Below are 17,499 nucleotides of genomic sequence, written 5' to 3'. Positions count from 1 at the left end.
GGTTGCCGCACACGCGTTCCGGTCAGCGTGGCGAGTCCGCCTGCGGCTCCAACAGCCCGGCCCGTTGTGCCAACATCGCGGCCTGCACCCGGTTGTCGCAGCCGAGTTTGGCGAACACCCGGTAGACGTGCGTCTTGACGGTGCCCTCGGAGACGAACAGCCGCTGGCCGATCTCGGCGTTCGACAGGCCCTGGGCCACCAGGACCAGGACCTCGCGTTCCCGGATGCTGAGCATGCCCACCTTGACCAGGTCCTCCTCCGGCCGCACGGTCGCGGCGGGTAGCCGGTCGAGGACCTGACGGGTGATCTTCGGGGACAGGTAGGCGTTGCCGGTCGCGGCGGCGCGGATCGCGTACGCGAGTTCGTCGGCGGCCGACTCCTTGAGCAGGAAGCCGGCCGCACCCGCGGAGAGCGCCTGCGCCACGTACTCGTCCTGACCGAAGGTCGTCAGCATCACCACCTGGACGGCCGGCACCAGACGGCGGATCTCCCGGAGCGCGGCCAGACCGTCGAGAGCCGGCATCTGGATGTCCAGCAGCGCCACGTCCGGACGCTGCCGCACGGCCTGCTCGACGGCGGCCCGCCCGTCTGCGACCTCGGCGATCAGGTCGATGTCGGCGGCCGGGTGCAGGATCGTCCGGATCGCGGTACGGATCAGCGAGTCGTCGTCGGCCAGCAGGACCCGCCGGGGTGCGGTCATGACGGCTGCTCCTGGAAGATCTGCTTGTCGACGAGCACCCCGTCGCGGAAGCAGAACCGGTAGAGGGTCTGGCCGAGGTCGGCGTCGGTGTCGTGCCGGTCCAGGATAGACGCATGGTAGTCGACGCAGACGGCGCCGGGTACGTCCCGACCACCGACGACCTCGGCCACCGCCACGTCGGCATCCGGTAGCAGATCGCGTACCTCGGCTTCGGACTGTCCGATCCGGACCGCGTCGTAGGTGTCGCGGTCGACGATGACCAGCGCCGTCATCAGCCAGATCCCCGCCACGCAGAGCACCAGGCAACCGGCGACGGACAGCGCGGTCGCGGCGAGGACGAGCCGGGACCGGCGGCGGTCGCGCTCCATCAGCACCGCGAAGTCGGCCTCCGGCTCGGCGGCGGGCGGCGGCCGGTGCGCGGCGGTGGGCGCAGCGCGTTCGTCACCCGGGTACGGCAACGTGGCCGCCAGCCGGAACCCGCCGTCCAGGGTCGACCCGTGATAGAGCATGCCGCCGGCGACCCGGACCCGTTCGGTCAGCCCGAGCAGTCCCTGGCCGGAGGTGGCCCGCACGACCCGCCGCCCCACGGTGTTGGTCACCCCGGCTACCAGCGCGTCCGGCTCGTACCGCAGCGACAGCACGATCGCGCCGCCCTGGGCGTGGCGCAGCGCGTTGGTCAGGCCCTCCTGGATCACCCGGTACGCGGCGTGCTCGGTCAGTGCCGCCAGCGGTCGGGACTCCCCCTCCCGGACGATCTCCACCTCGGCACCGGAGGCACGTGCCTGCGTGGCGAGATCGTCCAGGCCGGTCAGTGGGCGCACCGTGGACTGGCTGTCGTCCTGCCCCAGGATGCCGAGGATCTGCCGCAACTCGGTCATCGCCGCCGAGGACGTCTGGCGGACCAGATCGGCGGCCTCGGATCGCCCGTCGTCGTCGGCGGTGCGCAGCATCCCTGCGTAGAGCGAGATCAGCGTGAGCTTGTGTCCCAGCGAGTCGTGCAGGTCCCGCGCGATGCGGGCCCGCTCCCGCGTCTGCGCCCGCCGGGCCACCTCACTCTGCTCGCGGTGCAACTGCACGTTGCGGTGGTGCAGGGCGGCCAGCAGCACCCGCCGGCGACGGACCAGCCGCGCGACACCGGCCGGCAAGGCCGCCATCAGCACGAACAACGCCGAGTACATCACCACCAGGTCCACGCCCAGCGGGTCCGTCCATACGATGGACCCCACGAAGCAGACCCAGGCCAGCACCAGCCCGGCCGCGACCTGCCACCACCGGGCGAGGCGGTAGCCGAGCGAGGCGCTCAGCACCACCAGCAGCAGGCCGCTCGGCCCGCCGGTGCCCAGACCGACCAGAGCCGCGGCGACGTAGGCCGGCAGCGGACTGGTCAACCGCAGCACCATCAGGATCGGCGTGGTCACCGCGACCAGCCACGGCATCGACGGGTACCAGTCGGTGACGGCCGCCGCGATCGTCGCCGCCACGGTCACCAGCAGCACCAGGGCGATCTCGTAGACCCACCGCCACACCCCGTTCAGACCGGCCCGCTCCCGCCACCGGGTCACCCACAGCAACGTGCGACTGCCCACGGTCATCGGGTCGGTCCTCGCCCTCGGGTCTCGTCGTGGCCGATCCGGTCGACCGCCTCGTACGCCTCCAGCAGCCCGGCACCGGTCCGCCTCCGGTAGATCCTGGCCGACGCCGCCCAGCCCGCGCTGTCGAGGGTGTCCCGTACCTCCGCGTGCACGATCGCTGTCATGCTCCACAGTGTCGCGACAGCCGGTCCGGGTCGGCGTCTGGCGGACGACGGAACCACGCCTCGCACTTTCGTTGACCCGCGTCCGTCACGAGAAGCCGCCCGGGCGGCGAACACCCGGGCGGCGGCTTTCTCTCCGTGTCCCGCTCATTCGGGAATGGTGATGCCCCGTTTCTCGGCCAGGGTCCCGTCGACGAAGCAGAATCGCCACAACTCCGGGCCCGGTTCGCCCAACGGCGCCACGGTGTGATAAATGCACGAGGCGCCGGCCGGGATGCCCTGCCGCCCCGGGTCGTCGGGGTAGAGGTCCTTGTCGCGCATCCCGCTCAGCGGCTCGGGCAGGGCGGTGCGGACGTCCGCTTCCGCCGCCCCCACCTGCTGCGCGTCGAACTGCTCCCGCGTGACGCCGGCACCGAGCACCTCCTTGCCCAGCGCGATCGCCTGGTAGACGGTCCACCCGATGCCACCGCACAGGACCACGATGACGGCGGCGATGACGAGGCCGACTTTTCGCATGACAGTTCCTCCGTCGTGATGGGGAGGTCCAGCGTCTCGGGAATCGACCGCCGAATCGTCAGTGCTTCGTCGGATCCGCGACGCGGCGCGGTACGACGAAAGTGCGACCGCGCTCTGTCCGCCAGCGGCTCACAGATATCGGACGCCGGTCAGCCGGGCGGCCTCCGCCCACATACGCCGGCCGTTCTCCGGGTCCTGTGCCGTCGCGCTCGCCCGCACCTCGGTGACCGGCCCACGGATCTCCTGGAAACCGCGCGGCCCGAAGAACTGCCCACCGCGTACGCCCGTCGCGGTGGCCGCGTGGAGCTGGGGTCTGGCACCCGCCTCGACTCGGCTGATCAGCAGCGGGCTGAGTCGACCCACGGCACGCAGGAGCACGGAGCGGTTGGCCAACGCGCGGGGGGTGAGGTTGGTCCGGGTCATCCCGGGATGGGCGAGCACGCTGATCACCGGTGACCCGGAGGCACGCAGCCGACGGTCCAACTCCAGGCCGAGGATGGTCGCGACCAGCTTGGACCTCGAGTACGCCGTCGGGCCGTGGTAGGACTTCTCGGAGTTCAGGTCGGCGAGGTCCAGGCCGCGCCGCCGGTGCACGATCGACGAGACGGTGACCACCCGAGGCTGCCGTCCGGCGGTCAACCGGTCGAGCAGGAGGCCGGTCAGCGCGTACGGGCCGAGTGCGTTGGTCCCCATCTGCATGTCGAATCCGTCCGCCGTCGGGGCCGGACGGGCGCCGGTCAGCGCCACCCCGGCGTTGTTGACGAGCAGGTCGAGCGGTCCGGGCAGGGCGGCGGCGAAGGCGCGGACGGAGTCGAGCGAGGCCAGGTCCAGTCTCCGCACCTCGACGTCGGCCCCCGGCACCCGGCGTCGGATGTCGAGGGCGGTCTGTTCACCGGCCGCGACGTCGCGCACGGCGAGCAGCACCGAGGCGCCGTGGCGGGCCAGTTCCAGGGCCGTGACCCGCCCCACGCCCGAGTTCGCCCCGGTCACCACCGCCCGGCGTCCCTGCTGGTCGGGAATCTGTTCTTCGGTCCAGTTCGGCATGGTCGTCGACGCTAGGAGGTGGCGCGGTCGGCCGGAGAGACCTCGCCAACCTGGGACCACCGGACCTACCCTGCGGCCGGACCGGACCGGCAGACTCGGGGGGTGACCACGGCCTACGCCCGCGAGTTGGCGGACTTCCTGCGCAACCGCCGCTCCCGGCTGCGGCCGGAGGATCTCGGTCTGACTCCCGGGCCGCGCCGCCGGGTCGCCGGCCTGCGCCGCGAGGAGTTGGCCCTGCTCGCGGGCGTGAGTACCGACTACTACCAACGTCTGGAGCAGGGACGCGACGTGCGCCCCTCCGACGACGTGCTGACCGGCATCGCCCGCGCGCTCGCCCTCAACGCCGAGGAGACCCGTCACCTGCACGCGCTGGCCCGCCGGGCGCAGCGGCCGCCGACTCCCCGGCGCCGTTCCCGGGAGACCGTCCCGGAGAGCATCCACCGGCTGCTGCACAGCCTGCACACCCCGGCCGTGGTGGTCAGCCGTCATCTGGACCTGCTCGCCTGGAACAGGATGGCCACGGCGCTCTACCCGGGCATCGGCCCGGGCAACGTGCTGATCGACATGTTCACCCATGCCGAGGCGCGCGACCGGTGCGCCGGGTGGCGGGAGACGGTGCTGGACTATCTGGGCTTCCTGCGCGCGGCGGTGGCCGTCGATCCGGAGCACCCGCGCGCGCAGGAGATCGTCGGCACGTTGACCATCCGCAGCGAGGAGTTCGGCAGGCTCTGGGCCCGTCACGACGTACGCGAGTCGGTCCACGGCAGCAAGGTCTTCGCCCATCCCCAGGTCGGGGAGTTGCGTCTGGACTGGGACGCGTACACGCCGCCGGGACGCACCGGGCCGATCCTGATCGCCTACACCGCCGCACCGGGCAGTGCCGCCGCCGAGCGGCTGTCGCTGCTCGCCGCGTACGCCGGGTGACGGCGGCGACCCACCCCGACCACAGCAGTGCGAACCGGACAGGAATCGACTTCCGGAAATCTAATCTCGGGCGATCGGCGAGCCTGGTCCATCCATCCTGAAAGCCCCGCTGAGCTGCGATTGCGGGCGACTCGGACCAACCGCATCCAGTCCGCCCACATCGATCTTTCATCGACCATCGTTGATAATCGGAAACATCGGTGTAATGCTGGGCCTTGGAAGCGCTCCCACATCGATCCGATCGCTGAACGGAGGACGTAACGTGCGTTCACACAAGCCCGACCAATCCGGCCCGCGAGTCCGGCCCGCTGCCCGCCAGCCCCTTCGGGCGCTCGTACTGCTGCTCGCCCTGGTGGCCGGGATGATCCCCTGGGTCGGGACCGCACAGGCCCACGGCACCATCATCAACCCGGCGTCGCGGGCGTACCAGTGCTGGCAGACCTGGGGCAGCAACCACACGAACCCGGCCATGCAGCAGCAGGACCCCATGTGCTGGCAGGCGTTCCAGTCCAACCCGGACACCATGTGGAACTGGATGAGCGCGCTGCGGGACGGGCTGGGCGGCAACTTCCAGGCCCGCACTCCCGACGGGCAGCTGTGCAGCAACGGCCTGTCCCGGAACAACAGCCTGAACCAGCCCGGGGCGTGGAAGCGGACCAACATCAGCAACAACTTCACGGTCCAGCTGCACGACCAGGCGAGCCACGGCGCCGACTACTTCCGGGTGTACGTCAGCAAGAACGGGTTCAACCCCGCCACCCAGACCCTCGGCTGGGGGAACCTGGACTTCATCACGCAGACCGGGCGCTACGCCCCGGCTCAGAACATCACCTTCAACGTCTCGACGTCCGGATACACCGGACACCACATCGTGTTCGTCATCTGGCAGGCTTCCCACCTCGACCAGGCGTACATGTGGTGCAGCGACGTGAACTTCGGCTGATCCGGTAACACCGCCCACTGCGGCATCGGCTCCGGCTCGGGACCTGTCCCGGGCCGGAGCCGCCGCGTACCCGCTACTTCATCGCGGCGATCTGGATCAGGTTGCCGCAGGTGTCGTCGAGCACGGCGGTGACCACCGGGCCCAGGTCGGTCGCGTCCTGGACGAACCGCACACCCAGCCCCTTGAGGCGTTCGACCTCGGCGTGGACGTCCTCGACGGCGAACTGGGTGTACGGGATACCGTCGGCGACCAGCGCCTCCTTGAAGGGTCGGGCCGCCGGGTGGCCCTCCGGCTCCAGCAGCAGTTCCACGCCGTCCGGGTCGGCCGCGGACACCACGGTGAGCCAGCGCGCCTCACCGGCCGGCACGTCGGTCTTCTTCACGAAGCCCAGCTTCTCGGTGTAGAAGGCGAGCGCCTTCGCCTGGTCGTCGACCACCACGCTGGTGATGTTGATGCGAAGCACGGTTGCTTCCTCTCAGTCGGTGGGCCACCGCTCGGCGATCGCGCGCAGCGGGCCGGTGTCGATGTGGTGGAACTTGTACCGGCCCTGTCGCCGGACGTGCACCAACCCGGCCTGTTCGAGCACCGCCAGGTGCTGCGAGATGGCCTGACGCGACGAGGTCAGGCCGTGCTTCATTGCCAACCGGCCGCAGATCTCGAACAGGGTCTGGCCGTCCCGGTCGACCAGCTCGTCCAGGATGATGCGCCGCGTCGCGTCACCGAGGGCCTTGAACAGATCCGGTTCCGCGTCCACCGACACAGTTATAGGCAAGTGCCTACTTGCCTGTCAAGCCGCCACGCGCCGTCCGGCTCAGCCGACCGAGTGAGCGTGCCGGACGGTCCGCTCGGCCAGCCACAACCAGCGACGCTGCACCTCTCCGCTGGTGGCGGCGACCATCGACAGGGCGTCGCCACCCACCTTGCGCAACGCCTCCGCCCCGGCTGCCGGGTCGTCGAGCAGCGCCGCGCCGTCGCGGAACGCCTCCGCCTCGCTCGACCCGCCGAACCGGGGTGCGACCTCGTCACGCCAGAAGTCGGCCCAGGTCAGCCCCGGATTCCAGGAGAACCTGGCGTACGCCAGGTAGCTGATCTCGTTGGTCGGGTGGTACGCGGACGCCTCGGCGAAGATGGTCAACCCGCGCATGCCGGCGGCGGCGGTCCGGGTGGCCATGTCCGTGTACATCTCCGGCACCCACGAGTGCCGCTGCCGGTTCCACTGCGACCCCGCGTGCGTGCGCAGCACGTTGGTGCGGTGCGGCAGTGCCGCCACGTGCTCGGCGGTCAACCGGTCCCGGTTGTCGTACCAGAAGCCCCGGTTGACGCAGTACTGGTACGCCACGTCGTCGGGCAGGTCGGCCAGCGGCCCCTGCGCGTCGAGGTCGAAGATGTTGTCCCAGTAGACCTCGACCAGGTGGCGCAGCGGCACCCCGGCCGGGCCGGGTCGGCGGGCGGTGTCCAGCAGGGTCGGGTACACCGACCGCATCGCCTCGTACGACCAGGAGGTGCGCTCGCCACCGGTGCGGTCGACACACCGCGCGCAGGCGCAGCTACCGTAGTCGCCGGTCTCGAAGTTGATCCCGCCGACCGGCAGGGTGTCCAGCAGCCAGTCGATGGCGTCCCGGTGCCACGCCAGGTTCTCCGGCTGCGACGGGCAGGCGGCCATCATGTACTCGCTGGCCGGGAAGTGCAGGTCGCCGAACTCGTCGATGTCGAAGCCGACCTTCTTCGGCAGTTCGGCCGCCAGATCGGGGCGCTGCCGCAGCCAGGTCGCGAGGTTGTAGCGGTGCCGTCCGTCGAAGTAGATGCCGCCGTAGGCGTTGATGCCCACCCCGGCGATGATGCGTACGCCCCGGGCGTTGGCGTACTCGCACAGGTCCCGGGCCGCCTCGACGCCACCGTGGGCGTCCCGCAGCAGCCCGTAGACCACGATCCCGCCGATGCGTTCGGCGCTGCAGAAGTCCACCAGTCGCCGGTAGTCGGCCCCGAAGGCGTCGGCGCCCTTGGCATACGGGTTCAGCGCGCCGATCTCCTGCTGGCCGAGCTGGCGCAGGTCCCAGTTGGTGGAGTGGTCCCAGGTCCACAGTGTCCGCAGCGGCAGCCCGGGTGCGCTCTGGTGTGACCCGACCGGCAGGCCGGCCGGGGTGGCCCGGGCCAGCAGGTCCCGGACGGCGTAGACCAGGCCGGCGAAGGGATCGCCGACGACGCGGATCTCCCCGGTGGCCGGCACCTCGACCCGGAAGCCGCCCTCGGGCAGCGTCGGGTCGGGGACGAACCGGACCGGCTCCGGCCCCTCCCCCAGCGTCTCGACCAGCAGGGTGGCCGCGAACGGCGCGTGCTCGGTGCCGTGCACCCGGACGCCGGAAATCTGGCGGTACGACATCATGACCTCCCGAGGGACTGCGGAGTGGCGGCCAGGTAGTCGACGACGTCGAGAGCCGTCCACACCCGGTGTCGCCAGTACGGATCGTGTGCGACGAGGGCGCGGGCGGCCGCCGCGTCGGGTGCCCGCAGCACGAGGACGGAGGCGCTCAGATCGGCGCGGGCCCCGGCGAGCAGGGCGGTGCCGTCGGCGAGCAGTCCGCGTACGTGGGCCAGGTGGGCCGTGCGGTGCGGCTCGCGTCGGTGGACCGCGTCGGCGGCGAAGGTGGCGGTGACCAGGAAGGTCGGTTCGAAGATCACGTGTCCGCCCCGATCGCCCCGACGAGGCGTTGCAGGGCCACCCGGTAGACACTCTGCGGCCGACCCGCGCCGGTGCTGACGTGCACGCCGACCTCCTCGGCGAACCCGGCCGCGCGCAGCGCCTTGAGCAGCCGGCGGGCCGAGCGGGTCTCCACCCCGTACGCGTCGGCCAGACCCCGCGCGGTCACCTGGTGGGGGTCCATCTGGTGCAGCGCCTCCAGCAGACGCCGGGTGGACAGCGGCCCGAGGCGCAGTTGCTCGGATACCCGCAGCACCCCGGGGGTGGTCTCGCGCAGCCGCTGCTTGACCGCGCTCTCCCGGGTGGAGTAGATCTCCCCGTCCGGGAAGACCACGTGCGTCTCGCCGCCCCGGCCCAGGGCGAGAGCCTGTCGGGCGTTGGCCTCGGCGGCGGCGATGGTGGTGCCGGCGCCGAAGCCGACGGTGTGGTCGCCGTCGACTCCGCGCAGGCTGAGCAGCGAGGCGTGCCCGGCCCGGTGCCGGGCGATGGCGCTCTCCACGGTGCCCCGGCTGGTGGTGATGACCAGCGTCCGGTCGTCGATGGTGTTGAGTCGCCCGCGCATCCGCTCGGCGTGTTCCAGCAGTGCCTCGCGCAGCCGCAGGCGCTGCCGTTCCGCCTGGTAGGGGTCCTGCGGACGGTTCGCCGACTCGGCCACCTCGATCATCATCACCGCGATCTGGGTGGCCCGGGACTGGCGTACCTCGGCGGCGAGCCAGGCTCGGCGCAGCGCGTCGCGGACCGAGGCACGGGTGTGCTCGACACGCCAGACCGGCACCCCGCGCTCGCGCAGTTCCCGGTGCACCGCGCCGAGGCAGGTCAGGCACGCCTCGACGGCGCCGGACTCGTACCGCTCGCGGTGGTAGGCGGTGATCTCGGCCAGACCGGAGAAGAGCAGGCCGGACGAGTCGGCGATCGGCAGGATGTCGGTGGGCGGGCTCAGTTCGATGTCGTGGTACGTCTCCCGGACGGTCTCCGCCTCGATGGTGTCCACACTGACCCGGGGCAACTGCCCGCCGCCGGCCAACAGCATCCGGGACAGGGTGCGGTACAGGTCGATCCCTGCGTGCCGGATGTAGTCGATCTCGGCACGCAGCCCACCGGCCGCCGCGGCGAAGGCGTACGGGATGCGCCCGGTGAACAGCAGCACCTGGCACAGGTCGTCCAGCTCACGGGCGAGGTCAGGGGCCTGCTCAGGGTCGGTGTACGCGCGGGTGGTCACCTCCTCCGCACGGCCCTCCCCGGCCGCCACCTCCTGCACGAGCCGGATCGAGTCCTCCGGGCCGATGATCCCGATCACGCTGCCGCCTCCACGTCGTCACCCTCGCCGTCGGTCGGGCTGCTCAGCCGGTGTAGACGGTGCCGGCGATGCCGGCGCTGGCCGGTGCCGCCAACAGCGTCAGCACCGACGCCACGTCCTCGGGACGACCCAGCGCCGCCTCGATCCGGGCGACCTGGGCACCGTCGGTGCCGTTGGTCCGTGCCTCGTCCAGCGACCGCCGCATCAGCGGTGTGTCGATGTCACCGGGACAGAGGGTGTGCACCCGGATCCCGCGTGGACCGAGGTGCCGGGCCAGCGTCAGTGCCAGGCCGTGCAGTCCTCCCTTGCTCGCGCCGTAGGGTACCGACCCGGATCCGGTCAGCACGCCGGCCTTGGAGCCGACCAGGACGAGCACCCCGTGACCGTCGGTCAGGTGCCGTACGGCGTGCTTGGCGACCAGGAACGGTCCGGTCAGGTTGACCTCGATCACCCGCTGCCACAGCTCCAGCGGCAGGTCGGTGACGTCGGTGCCCTGCCCGCGCATGATCCCGGCGACGTGCAGCACCGCGTCGATGCCGCCGAGGTCGGCGGCGACCGCGTCGAGCACCGAGGCGACCTGCGTCTCCCGGGTCACGTCCACGGCGTGGGCCACGGCCGTCGCCCCGACGGCGCGGGCCTGCGCGGCGGCACCGGCGGCACCGTCGGCGTCGGCGTCGAGCACCGCGACGGCCGCGCCCGCCGTGGCGGCGGCCCGGACCGTGGCGAGCCCGATGCCGGAGGCACCGCCGACGACGACCACCCGGCGGCCGGTGAGCAGGCCGGCCGTCGGGGCGACGCCGGTCACCGGCGGACCGTTCCGCGGACCGCCTCGGCGACGTGTTCCGCCTCGGGCACCACGGCCTTCTGCAATGCCGGGGCGGCCGGCATCGGCACGTCCGGGGCGGCCACCCGGGCCACCGGGGCCCGCAGGTCGGCGAAGCACTCGGACGCGGCCCGGGCGGCGATCTCCGCACCGAATCCGCCGGTCAGGTTCGCCTCGTGGGCGACGACCAGGCGGCCGGTGCGCGCGACCGACGCGCCGACGGTGTCGAAGTCCAGCGGGTTGAGCCACCGCAGGTCGATCACCTCGGTCTCGATCCCCTCCGCGGCGAGCTGGTCGGCGGCGGCCAGGGCTGCCGGGACCATCCGGGACCAGGCCACCACGGTCGCGTCCCGGCCGTCGCGGACCACGCGGGCGCCACCGATCGGCTCGACCGGTGCGTCGGTGCGTACCGGGCCCCGGGTCGGGTAGAGCATCCGGGCCTCCGCGACCACCACCGGGTCGTCGCTGACGACTGCGGTACGCAGCATCTGGTACGCGTCGTCCGGGGTGGACGGCAGCGCCACCCGCAGGCCGGGGGTGTGCGCGAAGTACGCCTCCACCGAGTGCGAGTGCTGGGCACAGGCGCCCGGCGAGTACCCCTGCTGCATCCGGATCACCAATGGGGCCTTCCACCGGCCGGCGCTGGAGTAGCGGATGGTGGCGATCTGGTTGACGATCTGGTCCATCGCCACGAAGGAGAAGTCGGCGTACATGATCTCGGCGATCGGTCGTAGACCGGTCATGGCCGCGCCGAGCGCCATGCCCAGGAAGCCGGTCTCGGAGATCGGGGTGTCGAAGATCCGGTCGCTGCCGAACCGCTTGTGCAGTCCCTTGGTGGCACCGAACGGGCCGCCGGGCAGGGCGACGTCCTCACCGAAGTAGACGGTGTCGGATCGGCTCTCCAGCGACCAGGCCAGGGCCGCGTTGACGGCCTGGATGTACCGCAGCGACTCAGACATAGACGTACTCCTTGATGGTCGCCGGGTCGGGGAACGGCACCTCGCGGGCGGCCACGACGGCGGCCTCCACCTCGGCCTCCACCTCCGCGTCGACGGCGTCGAGCCGGGCGGTCAGCGCGGCGTCGGCGGCGGCCCGGATGCGGGCCAGCGGCTCGCGTTCGCGGGCGGCGGCGATCTCCCCGGCCGGCCGGTAATGCTGCACGTCGCCGCTGTAGTGGCCGACCAGGCGCTCGGTCATGGCCTCCACGATGGACGGGCCGGAGCCCTCGCGGGCGCGGGTGACCGCCTCGGCGACGGCCTCGGCGACCGCGTCCGGGTCGTTGCCGTCGACGACCCGGCCGGGGATCCCGTACCCGGCGGCGCGCTCGGCGAGCTGTCGGATGCGGACCATGTCCTCGATGCGGGACATCTCCGAGTAGACGTTGTTCTCCACCACCAGGACCAGCGGCAGGTCGAGCACGGCGGCGAGGTTGATCGCCTCGTGCACGTTGCCCTGGTTCATCGCGCCGTCACCGATGCTGACCACCGAGACCGCGCCGCTGCCGGTGCGTTGCGCGGTGAGCGCGGCACCGGTGGCGATCGGTACGCCGGCGCCGACGATGGAGTTCTCCCCCATGAACCAGCGTCCGGGGTCGGAGAGGTACGGCGAGGCGGCCCGGCCGCCGTTGACCGCCGAGTCACGACCCATCATCTCGGCGAACAGCCCGGTCATGTCCACGCCCCGGGCCAGCGCCCAGCCGTGCCCCCGGTAGGTCGCGGTCACGTGGTCACCGTCGCGCAGCGCGCGGGCGGCACCGACCGGGATCGCCTCCTGACCGTTGCACAGGTGGATCGAGCCCGGGATCTCGCCGTCGTCCTTGAGGGCGGCCAGCCGCTCCTCGAACCGGCGGATCCGGGCCATCGCCCGGTAGTCGTCCGGCAGACCCATCACACCCCCATAGATGAATTAGAGCCCTATTCCGGCTCGTTCGGATTGGAGCCTAGACCAGGGACATCATGCTATGGAAGAGTGCATGAGCAAGTTTGTGGCCGTTATAGGGCTCTAATTTGGGGGCAGCATGGAGATCACCGCCGTCGAGTCGGTGGTGCGGGGCGACGCGCACTTCGTCGCGGTGCACACCTCGACCGGACTGGTCGGCGTCGGACAGTCCGCCTGCTGGGGGTATCCGGGAGCGGTCCACGCGGTCGTGGAGGCGTTCCGTCCGCACCTGCTCGGCGCCGACCCGAGCCGGATCGAGTACCACTGGCACCACCTGTACCGGATGGGACCGTTCCGGGGATCGGTGCTCACCGCCGCCGTCTCCGCGATCGACCTTGCGCTCTGGGACCTGCTCGGCAAGCGTCTCGGCGTACCCGTCTGGCAGTTGCTCGGCGGTCGGGTCCGCGACCGGATCCGCCTGCACCTGCTGCTGCCCGGCACCGGCGCGCAGGACCTCGCCGCCCAGGCCGCGGCGGCGGTCGCCGACGGGTTCACCGCGGTGAAGTTCGACCCGCTGCCGGCGGACTACGGTGACCTGTCGCTGGCCCGACTGGTCACCGACACCGAGGCCACCACCGCCGCCGTCCGCGACGCGGTCGGATCCGACGTCGACCTGCTCATCGAGCTGCACCGCAAGCTCACCCCGTTGCAGGCCGAGGCGGTCGTCCCGGCGGTCGGCCGGCTGCACCCGCTGATGGTCGAGGACGCGATCCAGATCGACAGCGTCAGCAGCCAGGCTGAGCTGAGCCGCCGCGCGCTCGGGGTGCCGATGGCCAACGGCGAGCGGCTGCACACCATCTGGGAGTTCAAGGAGCTGCTGGCGCAGGGCGGGGCCCAGTACGTCCGGCCCGACCTCGGCCTGGCCGGCGGCATCAGCCACGCCCGTAAGATCGCCGCGCTGGCCGAGTCGTACCACGCGGCGGTGGTCAGCCACAACTGCCTCGGACCGCTGCTCACCATGGCCTCGGTGCACCTGGACACGGCGATCCCGAACTTCGTGACCCAGGAGTACTCCCCGCTCGACGACACCCTCGCCGACGGTCCGGCGCGGGCCTGCGTGCGCCGCGAGGGCGGCTTCCTGCCCATCCCCGAGGAGCCCGGCCTCGGCGTCACCCTGGACCTCACCGACGAGACCCCGCTGGACCTGACCGGCCGTCCGCTCACCCGCATCCCCCACCGCGCCGACGGCTCCATCGCATACGCCGTCTAGACGCATGTAAGGAGGGGTCCCCTGCTATACACGAGGCGTTAGCAGGGGACCCCTCCTTACATCCGACGGCCGGGATGGTGGAAGACGGGATACGCCCACAGCGGCTCGCCGTCGGCGTCGGCGATCTCGGCGAACAGGTGCGACAACGACGCCGTCCAGCGCGCCTGCACCTCGGAGGCGCCGGTGACCCGGCCGGCGTGCGCGAAGCCCCACCGGGTCCGCAGCACACAGATCAGCAGCAGACCGTGCCGGTAGATGTGGTAGTCGTACACGCCCGCCTCGTCGAGCAGGGCGGCCATCTCCGGCCACAGCTCGACGTGCCGGCGCTCGTACTCGGCCTCCGCCCCGGGACGCAGGCGGTACAGGTGGCACACCTGCACTCCCGGCCCACGGGCCGGTCCCGCCCCCGATCCGGTGCCGGGATCGGGGGCGGGACCGGGGTGACCCGCGCCCGGACAGTGAGGAGTATCCGGGTCGGGCCGGTCGGCCGGTGTGCTCACTTGCCGGAGCCGGCGAGCGCACCGGAGACGAGTTGGCGCTGGAACACCAGGTAGATGATGAGCACCGGGAGCAGGGCCACGATCAGGCCGGCGCTGACCAGCGGCACCGACACGTCGTACTGGCCGCTGAGCAGGGAGACGCCGACCATCAGCGTCTTGGAGTCCGAGCCGCCCATGATGACCAGCGGCAGCAACAGGTCGTTCCACATCCAGACGAAGTTGAAGATGGCCAGCGCCGCCAGTGCGGGGGTGGCGATCGGGGCGAGCAGCCGGAACAGGATGGTGAAGTGTCCGGCGCCGTCGACGCGGGCGGCCTCGATCAGCTCGTCGGGCACCTGCTGGAAGTAGCCGGCGAGCTGGTACGTGCCCAGCGGCAGACCGAAGGCCGCGTACGCCAGGATCAGGCCCTGGTACTCCCCGGACATGCCCAGGTCCAGCACGGTCTGGTAGAGCGGGTAGATGATCGCCTGACTGGGGATGGTCAGGGTGATGATGATGAACAGGAAGACCAGCTTGCCGCCCCGGAAACGCAGCTTGGTCACCGTGTACGCGATCAGCATGGCGGCCAGCACCGACAGCACCAGTCCGCCGACCGTGGTGATGATGGAGTTGAACAGCAGTCGGGGCATGTTCATCCGCTTGAACGCCTCGACGTAGTTCTCGAAGGTGATCCCGGCCGGCAGTCCGAGCGGGTCCCGGGCGAACCCGGTCTGCGTCTTGAGCGAGCTGACCACGGTGAACAGCAGCGGGTAGAGCGCCGCCACCGCGACCACCACCAACGCAAAGACCAACAGGTAGCGCCCGATCTGGGCGGAGTGTCGCCGGTTCATCGCGGCTTCCGGGTCCCCTCTTTGAACATGTGCCGCACGCTGAAGATCGACAACACGGCGACGAAGACGAACAGGGCGATGCCGATGGCCGAGCCGTACCCCCGGTCGAGGAACTGGAAGGTGGTGAGGAAGACCAGGTACTCGGGGAGCATGGTGGCGTTGCCGGGGCCGCCCTGGGTCAACGCGTAGATCAGCGGGAACAGCCAGATCAGCACGCCGGAGGCGCAGAGCACGCTCCAGTACGCCACGGTGGGGCGCAGCATCGGCACCACGACGGAGTAGAGGCGCCGCCAGAAGTTGGCCCCGTCGAGGTACGCGGCCTCCAGCACCTCCTCGGGGATGGTGGCGAGCCCGGCCAGGTAGGTCATCACGCCGAGGCCGAAGAAGCTCCACAGGGCCACCGCGACGAGGGAGAAGAGCGCGCTGTTCTGCCCGTTGAGCCACTCGATGGCCAGCGGCTCCAGCCCGACGGCGCGCAGCAGGGCGTTGATCGGTCCGTCCGGGCTGAGGATCTGCCGGAACATGATGCCGACCACGATGGGCGCGATGGTGTACGGGACGAAGTAGACGGCCCGGAAGAACTTCCAGCCCGGTGCCCGCTGGTGGATCAGCACCGCCAGCACGAGCGGCAGCACGATCCAGACCGGCAGGGTGGCCACCACCAGCAGGGCGTTGCGGAAGCTGGCCAGCACCACCGGGTCGTCGAACATCCGGGTGTAGTTGTCCCAGCCGGCGAAGGAGCTGTCGCCGAACCCGCTGGAGGATTCGAAGCTGGTGATGACGCCCCGGATCAGCGGCACCAGTTTGAAGGTGACCGCCAGGGCCATTCCCGGCAGGACCAGAAGGGCGCCGAGCCACCATTCCCGGGCGTGCCGGGGTCGCCGGTTGTGGCGTACCGGCGGGGGTGGGTTCGTCGCGACGGCCGAATCGGCGGCCGACGCGGTGGAGATGCTCATCGGGCTGTCCTCCCCGGAGGCTGGCGGGTGGGGTGGCGCCCGGCCACCCCACCCGGTGCGACTAGTTGCCCTGCTTCTTCGTCGGGCTGCGCTCCAGCGCCTGCTGCATCTGGTCGGCCCACTTGTCGACGGTGAGCTGACCGAGGGTGATCTGCTGCCAGCCTCGGGCCAGTGCGTCGGCCTCCGGGCCGGAGAGCATGACACCGGCGTGCAGGGTCGGCTCGGCCACGAACTCCTGGATCTTCTTGAAGGCCGGCGACGAGGGCAGCAACGCGGGGTCGACGTTCTTGTTGAGCGGCTGACCCTTGGCGTGCTTCACCCAGAGCTCGCCGTTCTCCTTGCCGGCCAGCCAGGTGATGAACTCCAGGCCGGCTTCCTTCTTCTCGCTCCACTGCGTCACGCCGTAGACGGCGCCCTCGATGCCGGAGAACTTCCCGGCCAGCGGCGCGGACTGGTTGATCACCGGCCACCGGGTGACGCCGAGCTTGTCGTCGCCGAGGGCCTTGCCGAACGCCTCCCAGTTCACCGCGTCGGAGATGATGGTGCCGGCGAAGGCGGCGTCACCGCGCTGGAAGATGTCCGCGCCGTCGGGCAGCATCGTGATCGACGGTGCGTTCTTGTTCGTCCAGCCCTTGGTGGTGATCTCGGCGAGCTTCTCCAGGACCTGGACCAGCTTCGGGTCCTTCCAGGACAGCGTGCCGGCGAGCAGGCCGCGGATGTCGTCCTCGGTCAGGTAGTTGCGGGCGATCTCCGGGAAGTCCCAGTACGCCGGGAAGGTGCCGGACAGCCCCAGCGCCAGGCAGGTCTTGCCGGAGTTCTTGATCGCCTCGCAGGCGGCGCCGAACTCGTCCCAGGTGGCCGGCGGGTTCTCCGGGTCCAGCCCGGCACCGCGCAGCACGTCCTTGTTGAAGTAGAGGACGTTGCCCTGGTAGGAGAAGGGCACGCCGAAGCAGGCCTTGCTGGTGTCGAAGCCCTCGCAGGCGCCGCTGTAGGTGACCAGGTCCTTGTTGATCTCGGCGGCCCGGTCACCCAGTGGCACGTACGCGCCCCGCCGGTCGAACAGCTCCAGTCCGGCGTTGTTCGCCATCACGTCCGGCCCGGACTGCGAGGTGATGTACGGCCCCTGCACCTCCGGGTACTTGTCGAACGGGACCGACTGCAGGTCCAGCTTGATGTTCTGGTGGCTGGCCTCGAAGGTGGTCTTCACCTGCTGCCAGTACTCGGAGCCGCCCGGCTCCCAGGTGAGCACCTTCAGGGTGACCGGGCCGTCGGCGGCGTCGCCACCGCCCCCGCATCCGGCCAGCATCGCGGCGGTGGCCACACCGGCGGCGAGAACGCCGGTCAATCTACGTCGAAACATCGGCGCA

The 17,499-nt window shown here is 71.0% G+C and carries 20 protein-coding genes; 3 read left to right on the top strand and 17 right to left on the bottom strand.

What is annotated here, in order from left to right; translation table 11 throughout:
- Positions 1–22: 22 nt before the first annotated feature.
- The 5 genes from HUT12_RS14495 to HUT12_RS14475 form a co-directional block, all read right to left on the bottom strand.
- Positions 23–700: a response regulator transcription factor gene (locus HUT12_RS14495; RefSeq protein WP_131052233.1), complete on the bottom strand. Its 678-nt coding sequence runs from the start codon at positions 698–700 to the stop codon at positions 23–25.
- Complete coding sequence (locus HUT12_RS14490; RefSeq protein WP_176093713.1) at positions 697–2,292, bottom strand: sensor histidine kinase; 1,596 nt, start codon at positions 2,290–2,292, stop codon at positions 697–699. The genes HUT12_RS14495 and HUT12_RS14490 overlap by 4 nt, the downstream gene beginning before the upstream one ends.
- On the bottom strand, positions 2,289–2,456 hold the full coding sequence (locus HUT12_RS14485; RefSeq protein WP_161595004.1) for a hypothetical protein: 168 nt from the start codon (positions 2,454–2,456) through the stop codon (positions 2,289–2,291). Before HUT12_RS14485 ends, HUT12_RS14490 begins: the two co-directional genes overlap by 4 nt.
- Before the next feature lie 144 nt (positions 2,457–2,600).
- Positions 2,601–2,969, bottom strand: a complete 369-nt coding sequence (locus HUT12_RS14480) for a hypothetical protein (protein ID WP_131054501.1) — start codon at positions 2,967–2,969, stop codon at positions 2,601–2,603.
- 129 nt (positions 2,970–3,098) lie between these two features.
- Positions 3,099–4,013 (bottom strand): oxidoreductase, encoded by a 915-nt coding sequence (locus HUT12_RS14475; RefSeq protein WP_131054500.1) that lies wholly within the window; start codon positions 4,011–4,013, stop codon positions 3,099–3,101.
- Between the two features lie 102 nt (positions 4,014–4,115).
- On the opposite strand from HUT12_RS14475, the gene HUT12_RS14470 reads away from it, so the two are divergent.
- Positions 4,116–4,937 (top strand): helix-turn-helix domain-containing protein, encoded by an 822-nt coding sequence (locus HUT12_RS14470; protein ID WP_131054499.1) that lies wholly within the window; start codon positions 4,116–4,118, stop codon positions 4,935–4,937.
- Between the two features lie 262 nt (positions 4,938–5,199).
- Entirely contained in the window at positions 5,200–5,880 is a 681-nt protein-coding gene (locus tag HUT12_RS14465; RefSeq protein WP_201272429.1) for a lytic polysaccharide monooxygenase, read from the top strand.
- Between the two features lie 73 nt (positions 5,881–5,953).
- On the opposite strand, the gene HUT12_RS14460 is transcribed toward HUT12_RS14465, so the two are convergent.
- The 8 genes from HUT12_RS14460 to HUT12_RS14425 are packed head-to-tail and all read right to left on the bottom strand — an operon-like array spanning position 5,954 to position 12,585.
- Positions 5,954–6,343 (bottom strand): VOC family protein, encoded by a 390-nt coding sequence (locus HUT12_RS14460; RefSeq protein WP_131054498.1) that lies wholly within the window; start codon positions 6,341–6,343, stop codon positions 5,954–5,956.
- Between the two features lie 12 nt (positions 6,344–6,355).
- The gene (locus HUT12_RS14455) at positions 6,356–6,634 is read right to left on the bottom strand and encodes a helix-turn-helix transcriptional regulator (protein WP_131054497.1); all 279 of its coding nucleotides are present in this window, start codon (positions 6,632–6,634) and stop codon (positions 6,356–6,358) included.
- Between the two features lie 57 nt (positions 6,635–6,691).
- The gene (locus HUT12_RS14450; RefSeq protein ID WP_176093711.1) at positions 6,692–8,263 is read right to left on the bottom strand and encodes a hypothetical protein; all 1,572 of its coding nucleotides are present in this window, start codon (positions 8,261–8,263) and stop codon (positions 6,692–6,694) included.
- Positions 8,260–8,559 (bottom strand): YciI family protein, encoded by a 300-nt coding sequence (locus HUT12_RS14445; RefSeq protein WP_161595003.1) that lies wholly within the window; start codon positions 8,557–8,559, stop codon positions 8,260–8,262. The genes HUT12_RS14450 and HUT12_RS14445 overlap by 4 nt, the downstream gene beginning before the upstream one ends.
- Positions 8,556–9,875, bottom strand: a complete 1,320-nt coding sequence (locus tag HUT12_RS14440; protein WP_161595002.1) for a hypothetical protein — start codon at positions 9,873–9,875, stop codon at positions 8,556–8,558. Before HUT12_RS14440 ends, HUT12_RS14445 begins: the two co-directional genes overlap by 4 nt.
- A 43-nt stretch (positions 9,876–9,918) precedes the next feature.
- On the bottom strand, positions 9,919–10,680 hold the full coding sequence (locus tag HUT12_RS14435) for an SDR family NAD(P)-dependent oxidoreductase (RefSeq protein ID WP_176093710.1): 762 nt from the start codon (positions 10,678–10,680) through the stop codon (positions 9,919–9,921).
- A complete protein-coding gene (locus HUT12_RS14430; protein ID WP_131057882.1) occupies positions 10,677–11,657 on the bottom strand; it encodes an alpha-ketoacid dehydrogenase subunit beta in 981 nt (326 codons plus the stop codon). Before HUT12_RS14430 ends, HUT12_RS14435 begins: the two co-directional genes overlap by 4 nt.
- A complete protein-coding gene (locus tag HUT12_RS14425) occupies positions 11,650–12,585 on the bottom strand; it encodes a thiamine pyrophosphate-dependent dehydrogenase E1 component subunit alpha (RefSeq protein ID WP_176093709.1) in 936 nt (311 codons plus the stop codon). Before HUT12_RS14425 ends, HUT12_RS14430 begins: the two co-directional genes overlap by 8 nt.
- Before the next feature lie 130 nt (positions 12,586–12,715).
- Here HUT12_RS14425 and HUT12_RS14420 point away from each other — a divergent pair, with 130 nt between their 5' ends.
- Positions 12,716–13,846 carry a mandelate racemase/muconate lactonizing enzyme family protein gene (locus tag HUT12_RS14420; RefSeq protein WP_131055419.1) on the top strand — a complete coding sequence of 377 codons (1,131 nt, stop codon included), beginning with the start codon at positions 12,716–12,718 and terminating at the stop codon, positions 13,844–13,846.
- 56 nt (positions 13,847–13,902) lie between these two features.
- On the opposite strand, the gene HUT12_RS14415 is transcribed toward HUT12_RS14420, so the two are convergent.
- From HUT12_RS14415 to HUT12_RS14400, 4 genes are all read right to left on the bottom strand, one after another.
- A complete protein-coding gene (locus HUT12_RS14415; protein WP_161595024.1) occupies positions 13,903–14,220 on the bottom strand; it encodes an L-rhamnose mutarotase in 318 nt (105 codons plus the stop codon).
- A gap of 122 nt (positions 14,221–14,342) precedes the next feature.
- Complete coding sequence (locus tag HUT12_RS14410) at positions 14,343–15,176, bottom strand: carbohydrate ABC transporter permease (protein WP_131055423.1); 834 nt, start codon at positions 15,174–15,176, stop codon at positions 14,343–14,345.
- Positions 15,173–16,132 carry a carbohydrate ABC transporter permease gene (locus HUT12_RS14405; protein ID WP_176093708.1) on the bottom strand — a complete coding sequence of 320 codons (960 nt, stop codon included), beginning with the start codon at positions 16,130–16,132 and terminating at the stop codon, positions 15,173–15,175. Before HUT12_RS14405 ends, HUT12_RS14410 begins: the two co-directional genes overlap by 4 nt.
- 61 nt (positions 16,133–16,193) lie before the next feature.
- A complete protein-coding gene (locus HUT12_RS14400; protein ID WP_254876823.1) occupies positions 16,194–17,492 on the bottom strand; it encodes an ABC transporter substrate-binding protein in 1,299 nt (432 codons plus the stop codon).
- Positions 17,493–17,499 lie beyond the last annotated feature (7 nt).

Source organism: Verrucosispora sp. NA02020, from assembly GCF_013364215.1.
Classification (GTDB): Bacteria; Actinomycetota; Actinomycetes; order Mycobacteriales; family Micromonosporaceae; genus Micromonospora.
Note: the sequence above shows the minus strand (reverse complement) of the source record. Positions and strands in the feature narration are given on the sequence as shown.

Bases quoted from the DNA above. Each gene is read 5' to 3' on its own strand.
- HUT12_RS14495 (WP_131052233.1), bottom strand. From the start codon at position 700: ATGACCGCACCCCGGCGGGTCCTGCTGGCCGACGACGACTCGCTGATC.
- HUT12_RS14490 (WP_176093713.1), bottom strand. From the start codon at position 2,292: ATGACCGTGGGCAGTCGCACGTTGCTGTGGGTGACCCGGTGGCGGGAG.
- HUT12_RS14485 (WP_161595004.1), bottom strand. From the start codon at position 2,456: ATGACAGCGATCGTGCACGCGGAGGTACGGGACACCCTCGACAGCGCG.
- HUT12_RS14480 (WP_131054501.1), bottom strand. From the start codon at position 2,969: ATGCGAAAAGTCGGCCTCGTCATCGCCGCCGTCATCGTGGTCCTGTGC.
- HUT12_RS14475 (WP_131054500.1), bottom strand. From the start codon at position 4,013: ATGCCGAACTGGACCGAAGAACAGATTCCCGACCAGCAGGGACGCCGG.
- HUT12_RS14450 (WP_176093711.1), bottom strand. From the start codon at position 8,263: ATGATGTCGTACCGCCAGATTTCCGGCGTCCGGGTGCACGGCACCGAG.
- HUT12_RS14430 (WP_131057882.1), bottom strand. From the start codon at position 11,657: ATGTCTGAGTCGCTGCGGTACATCCAGGCCGTCAACGCGGCCCTGGCC.
- HUT12_RS14425 (WP_176093709.1), bottom strand. From the start codon at position 12,585: ATGGGTCTGCCGGACGACTACCGGGCGATGGCCCGGATCCGCCGGTTC.
- HUT12_RS14420 (WP_131055419.1), top strand. From the start codon at position 12,716: ATGGAGATCACCGCCGTCGAGTCGGTGGTGCGGGGCGACGCGCACTTC.
- HUT12_RS14410 (WP_131055423.1), bottom strand. From the start codon at position 15,176: ATGAACCGGCGACACTCCGCCCAGATCGGGCGCTACCTGTTGGTCTTT.
- HUT12_RS14405 (WP_176093708.1), bottom strand. From the start codon at position 16,132: ATGAGCATCTCCACCGCGTCGGCCGCCGATTCGGCCGTCGCGACGAAC.
- HUT12_RS14400 (WP_254876823.1), bottom strand. From the start codon at position 17,492: ATGTTTCGACGTAGATTGACCGGCGTTCTCGCCGCCGGTGTGGCCACC.